Origin of the sequence: Streptomyces sp. NPDC059853 (assembly GCF_042731495.1) — a bacterium.
Taxonomy (GTDB): Bacteria; Actinomycetota; Actinomycetes; order Streptomycetales; family Streptomycetaceae; genus Streptomyces.
Genome location: NZ_JBHWJL010000322.1, coordinates 1 through 5,620, shown reverse-complemented (window position 1 = coordinate 5,620; position 5,620 = coordinate 1). Strand labels below are relative to the sequence as shown.

The following is a 5,620-nucleotide window of genomic DNA, read 5'->3' as shown; positions in this document are numbered from 1 at the left end:
AGATGTCCAACTGTCTCGTGGGATCGGAGATTTTTATATGAGACTCGGTCGAGGCCGGCCGCGCGCAGCCGGTCGCAGTGCCCTTCGACAGCGGCGCGGCCGACCGCCGTACGGACGGCCATTTCGGCGTAGCTGGTCATCTGCCAGGCCCGGCCGGCTCGGTCGACGAACGTCCTCAGCCCCCGGTCAGCGAACCTGCTCATCGCTGCCTGCGTCGCCTGCCTGCGGGTGTCCACCCCCAGTAGCGGCGCCCCGGACACCTCGGCGACCACCTGCCGGTACCCGTCCTCGACCCCGCGCAGGATGCCGCGATGGGTCGCGGTCACCCGGTCGACGGCTTCCATGGCGAGCCGATCAACCGCGCGGGTGCCCGGGGTGCGGCCGGCGATGCGGCGGGCGTCGGCGTCCGGCAGCGCGCCCAGCTCGGCGACCCCCGCGCGCTCTCCGGCGTTGTACGCCTCGGCGACCACCGCCCACACCTCCAGGTCGAGGGCGGTCGCCAGCGCGCCGACGACACCCTCGGCCGATCGCCGCAGCGCGGCCAAGTCGCCGAGCTTCGCCGTGGCCCAGTTGGGGGCGTCCAGGCCAGCCGCCAGCTGCCGGGCGATGATCCGTAGTAGCCGCTGCTCGGCGTCAGCGTACAGGCGGTGCACGCCGGCCGTCAGGTCCTCGACCATCCCGGGGTGAATCGGCACGGCGCCCCCCATCTGCTAGTCGCGGTCGCCGGCCTGCATCGGGTCGGGGACGGCAGCCCCGGTCTCCGTGAGGATGCGGTCGACCTCGGCGGCGACGGCGGTGTCATCCCAGTCCGGGTGAAGCATCCGAACGCGGGTGTCCGCGCTCACCGCCTGGGCTTGCTGGAGCAGCGACAGGGTGCGGGCGGTGGTCTCCGGGTCTTCGCTCACGGAGTCGGCCGGCGTGACCGTCGGCCGCTCCGGGATGAGTCCCGGGGTGTAGAGCTGGCGGTCGAGCAGCAGCATCACGTACAGGATGCGGCTGATCTCCGGCACGGCGTACCCGAGTTTCTTCAGCCTGGTGACCATGCTGCGCCGCTCGCGTGCGACAACCTCGGTCGCCGTCGCGGCCACGGCATCGCCGCCTTCGCCGAACGACTGGGGGGAGTAGCCGGCCATCTGTACGGCGGTGCGCGTGATCGCGGCGGCTGTCCGCTCGTGTTCCTCTACTCGGATGCTGAACTGCGACAGGGTGATGCCCTCGCCCTCCCCCGGGGGGATGTTGAGCGCCTGCCAGATTTCCCGGTCGCCGTCGAACGCTGCGCCTCGGCCGGGGCCTCGGTCGCGTAGGTAGCTGTCGGGCACGATGAGGCGGGCGCGGGCGAGCCGGATGTCGCGCAGCCAGCTCGTCCATGTCTCGTCCAATCCGTCGAACAGGTCGTACAACGGCGCGCCGTAGTCCGAGCGGCCGAGCTGGCTGCCCCGGTGGCGCCGGTTGGGCCGCATGTTGGGGACGTAGGCGGCGGTCAGCTCCCGTATGCCGGTGGCGATGCTGTCGCCGTCCGGGCCGAGGGAGTCGGCGAGCGCCGCTGTCTCCGGGTGCTCGGTGAGCGGTACCCGCCGGCCGAGGGATTCGGCGGTCCCCTCGTACAGGCCGTGCAGGATGCGGCCCGGTTCGTGGCGCTCCAGGTGGCGGAGCACCGTCGCCGACGAACTGCCGGTCAGCTCGTGCCAGAACGTGACCGCGACCAGCAGGCCCCACCTGAACGTGGGTATGGCGGCGTCGGCGTGCACAACGGTGAGCAGCGGCCGGCGGGCCAAGTCCGTATCCCACGTCACCCGCAGGTAGTGACCGCCCAGTGCCGCGCCGACCTCGGCGCCCTCCAGCAGGGTGTTCACGACGCCGCCCTCGGCGACCAGCACGTCGAGCCGGTCTTGGGTGGCGGGGGTGGGCACGGTGATGGTGGGCGCCTCAGCCCACAGCAGATCCGCAGCGGTCGTCGCGATGTCCCCGGGCAGCGGGATGTGCATCCGGGTGTCCCGGCCGCCCGGGGCGGGGCGCGGTCGGCCCCACAGGCGGCGGCGGCCGTCGCCGCGGGTTCCCCCGGCGTAGATGCGGGCGAGGCGCTGAGCGTCTCCGGAGTACCACGCGTCATCGGTGCGCATCTCGGCGTACGGGGTGGCCATGGCGGGCGGCGGCCATGGCGCGCCGTTCTCAGGCAGCGGCATCGGCCCTCACCTCCTGCTCTCTATGCGGCGAGTAGGAGTCGCCACTCGTGGGCGGTGGAGTGCACGACGTACCGCAGCGCGTCTACGGAGTGGTCGTTCGCCTTGATTGGGCGGTCCTCGCCCAGCGCGGTGGCGGCCGGGTCCCAGCTGTAGCCGGGCAGCTCGGCGAGCAGTCCGGCGCAGGAGTCGTGTACGAGCAGCAGGCCGGCGGCGAGCGCCGACGACACGCTGCGGATGCCGTCCAGCACTTCGTTCCGTGCCTTGGCGACTCCGGGGTGCCCGTCCTCCCAGAGCTGGCGGGAGAAAGAGGCGGCCGAGGGGTCGACGAACGTCCACTCGGGTTCGGCGCCGAGGCCGTCGAGCCATGCCCGTACGGCCTGGCTGTACTGCGCGTCGGTCATCTGCCGGTGCGCGGCGCGGGAGTCGTGGCGCCACTCGCTCACCGCGTACAGCCGGCCGTCGGCGCCGAGGCCGAGCAAGATCGCGGCGAACGGGTTGGTCGTGCCGTAGTCGATGCCCAGGCCCAGCAGGCGGCGCATCGGCGGTAGCGCGGTGACGACGTGCCGGGACTCGTCCCACATGTCGTAGACGGCGCCCTCGGCGACGACCCATGCGCCATCGATCATCCGCCGTCGCCACAGTCCGACGTACTCGGCGGACAGATCCGCGATGTACTTCGGCGACAGGCTCGGGTTGTCGGACAGGCGGAAGTGCCACGCTCTGAGGTCGAGTTCGTGGGCGCGGTCGAGGTAGCCGGTCTTGAGCCAGTGGCGCGGGCTGTCCGGGTTCGTGGTGGCCAGCAGCCGCGCGCCCGGGGTGCTGAGCCTCGCGAGTAGCTGCGTCCAGAACCCTTCCGGCACGAGGGTGGCCTCATCGACGTACGCCAGCTGAGCCGTGAGGCCCCGTAGCCTGCCCTCGGCGCGGGTATCGGCGGCGCCGATCAGGTGGACGGTGCGGCCCAGGATGGTGGCGGTGGTGGCGCCCCGGGTGTGGTGCACGTGCTTGGACAGCGGGCCGAACAGAGCCGGGTCGGCGAGCGGTTCGAAGACGTTCCGCTCGATGGTCTGCAACGACCTGCCGCAGATGATGATCAAGCCGCTGGGGCCCGCGCTGGCTACCGCGATGACGAACGCGAGTAGCGATGCGACGGTCTTTCCGGAGCGAACCGAGCCGTGCCAGATGTTGATACGGGCCGTCGCCCGGCCCACGCTGAGCAGCTGCTTCCGGGACAGGGGCAGGTTGTCGAGGTCGAGCACCGGCTCACCCCCCGTCGGCGCCCCCGTCGTCGTCGGTGTCGCCGGCCGCCATGGTCAGGGCCTCTCCGAGCGCGCCCAGCATCGAGCGCACCTGGTCGGCGCCCTCACCGCCCTCGACCGGGGCGAGCTTGAGCGAGCGGTCAATGGCGGTTCCGGTGGCGGCGAGGATCTGCCGTTGGTCGGCGAACCGGGGCCGGGCGAGCTGCACCTCGTGCCACTCGCCATCGCGGCCGGCGAACTCCCCGTACGTGCACGGCTCCCAGAGCTGCGCCCGTAGCCGCTCGGCGTCGATGTGCAGGGCCTCGGCGAGCTGGGCGCGGCGGGCGGCAAGGTCGATGCGGCGGGCTTCGGTTGCTGCGATCACCTCGGGGCCGCGCTCGAAACTCAGGCCGAGGTCGCGGGCGATGCCCGAGATGGTCGAGCCGCTGCGCCCGAGTTCGCGGGCGATCTCGTTGCGTGTCTTGCCCTGGGAGTGGAGGCGGCGTACGCGCTCGCGCTCGGTATCGGTGATGGGTCGCGGCATGGTCGCCACCTCCAACCCCGGGGCCAGGACGCGGCGATGCCCCGCGCCGGGGGGGGTGGGGCGCGGGGCATCGGGGGTGGGGTGTCTCCGGGCACGCCGGAGGCGCCACCGATTAGATCACAAACAGGTAACGGTCACAAGGTGGTTCCTGCGAGAGGACCGTTGGTAGCAGCAGCCGATGGCCCAAGAGGTAGTAATATTGAGTCGCAATGTCGTGTCGCACTGTGCTGGAACCTATTCGGTGTCGGCTGCAACACGGTCCGGAGGGACAAGGCGGCGCTGCTAACACCGCCTCGCCCCTCCGGGGATGGCGCCCTAGTTGCGGAACAGGTCGATGGTGAACCTGACTCCATCGCGCATTACCTCATACCCAAGGCGTGCGATGTGGGCCAGGAACGACCGGCGTTCCCAATTGGGGCGCTTTCGCTTGCGTCGCGAGGACCGCGGCATCCGACCTCCTGTTCATGGATGGACATTCTTCGAATCCATGGGGAGGGCGAACGCAGGTTTCGCGTCGCGGAGATGACGATACCTGTTGTCGGGCTCACCTGATCGGACAAGTCACCCGCAAGGGTGTTGCTTCACTGTTGCGGATCGGGCCGGTACGCGGCCAGTGTGACGTTCGTGATCTGCGGCGCCTCGCCGACGGGGTAGATGCCCTCCGCCCACGCGGCGTCGTAGGCGTTCGCAAGCAGCAGCAGCGCTCGCCGTACGGCGTCTGATGCGCTGCATCCGGTGCGCATGATCACGGTGAGGTCGTCGTGCATTCCGTCGTCAACACGGACGGACATCGCCTTGCCGACAGCGGGCACGCGGGCGGTCTTGGTGGTCGTAGGCTGGTCGGTAGCCATCTGGGGGTGTCTCCCTGGTGGTCAGGGCCCGTCCCGGCGGTAGGGTCGCCGGCGGCGGGCCCGCTGCTTAGCTGGGCGTGTGTTCGGTGGTGTAGATCGGGTCGCCGGCCGGGTCGGCGCCGCGCCACACCCTGACCCGCAGGTGCCGGTCGGCGGTGGCGGTGTGCTCCTCGATGACCTGCTTCGCCAGCAGCGCCTCGCTGCCCTCCGCGAGCTGTTCCTCGCCGACTTCGCGGTGCCGCCAGCTGCCGCCCGCCGTGCGCACATCCACCCGGTAGCTGTAGGTGACTCGGGCCTGTCGCATGGCGTATACGCGCTGGGGGGTGAGGCCCAGCGCGCGGGCGATCGACGGGACCGTCATCCCGGCGGCCTCGGCGCGGTCGACGGCGCGGGGGACGGCGGCGGCGGCGGCCTCCCCGGCGAGCCGCAGCGCGGCCAGGTCGCTGAGGTCGTGGTCGTTGGCGAGCTGGTCGAGCAGCGATCGCGCACGGATCGGGTTGTCCCGGGACCGCTGGTAGTCGGTGGCGATGTCCCGCACGAGGTCGAGGAGATCCGGCAGTTCGTCGTCCGGGTCTCCCCCGGCGGCGATGACATCGGCGCGGTGCGCTGCCTCCAGCTCGGCGACGGCGGCGGCCAGCTGGCGCTGGAAGCGGGTGAGTGCGGGCCCGTCGTCGGCGGGCGTGCGCGGCTGGCCGTCCTCCAGCCGCTCGATCGCGCGCAACAGGCGGTTGGCCTCGGTCGGCTCGTTGTCGGCGGTCATGTGTGCCTCTCTGGGGCGGGGTTGGGGCCCGCCCCCGGGGTGGGGGC

At 71.5% G+C, this 5,620-nt stretch carries 6 protein-coding genes; all 6 read right to left on the bottom strand.

Annotated features, from left to right (window positions below; translation table 11 throughout):
* Positions 1-695: phage minor capsid protein (locus tag ACFV5N_RS23940; RefSeq protein WP_385603468.1), on the bottom strand; the 695-nt coding region annotated here is incomplete at its 3' end.
* Positions 696-710: 15 nt separating this feature from the next.
* Positions 711-2,183, bottom strand: a complete 1,473-nt coding sequence (locus ACFV5N_RS23935) for a phage capsid protein (protein ID WP_385603464.1) — start codon at positions 2,181-2,183, stop codon at positions 711-713.
* 20 nt (positions 2,184-2,203) lie between these two features.
* Entirely contained in the window at positions 2,204-3,439 is a 1,236-nt protein-coding gene (locus ACFV5N_RS23930; protein WP_385603461.1) for a PBSX family phage terminase large subunit, read from the bottom strand.
* A 4-nt stretch (positions 3,440-3,443) separates the two neighbouring features.
* The gene (locus ACFV5N_RS23925; RefSeq protein ID WP_385603458.1) at positions 3,444-3,962 is read right to left on the bottom strand and encodes a helix-turn-helix domain-containing protein; all 519 of its coding nucleotides are present in this window, start codon (positions 3,960-3,962) and stop codon (positions 3,444-3,446) included.
* A 581-nt stretch (positions 3,963-4,543) separates the two neighbouring features.
* Positions 4,544-4,813, bottom strand: coding sequence for a hypothetical protein (locus ACFV5N_RS23920; protein WP_385603455.1), 270 nt, complete (start codon positions 4,811-4,813; stop codon positions 4,544-4,546).
* Between the two features lie 67 nt (positions 4,814-4,880).
* A complete protein-coding gene (locus ACFV5N_RS23915; protein WP_385603452.1) occupies positions 4,881-5,573 on the bottom strand; it encodes a hypothetical protein in 693 nt (230 codons plus the stop codon).
* Positions 5,574-5,620 lie beyond the last annotated feature (47 nt).

Coding starts and splice junctions, on each gene's coding strand:
- ACFV5N_RS23935 (WP_385603464.1), bottom strand. CDS start 2,183: ATGCCGCTGCCTGAGAACGGCGCGCCATGGCCGCCGCCCGCCATGGCC.
- ACFV5N_RS23925 (WP_385603458.1), bottom strand. CDS start 3,962: ATGCCGCGACCCATCACCGATACCGAGCGCGAGCGCGTACGCCGCCTC.
- ACFV5N_RS23920 (WP_385603455.1), bottom strand. CDS start 4,813: ATGGCTACCGACCAGCCTACGACCACCAAGACCGCCCGCGTGCCCGCT.
- ACFV5N_RS23915 (WP_385603452.1), bottom strand. CDS start 5,573: ATGACCGCCGACAACGAGCCGACCGAGGCCAACCGCCTGTTGCGCGCG.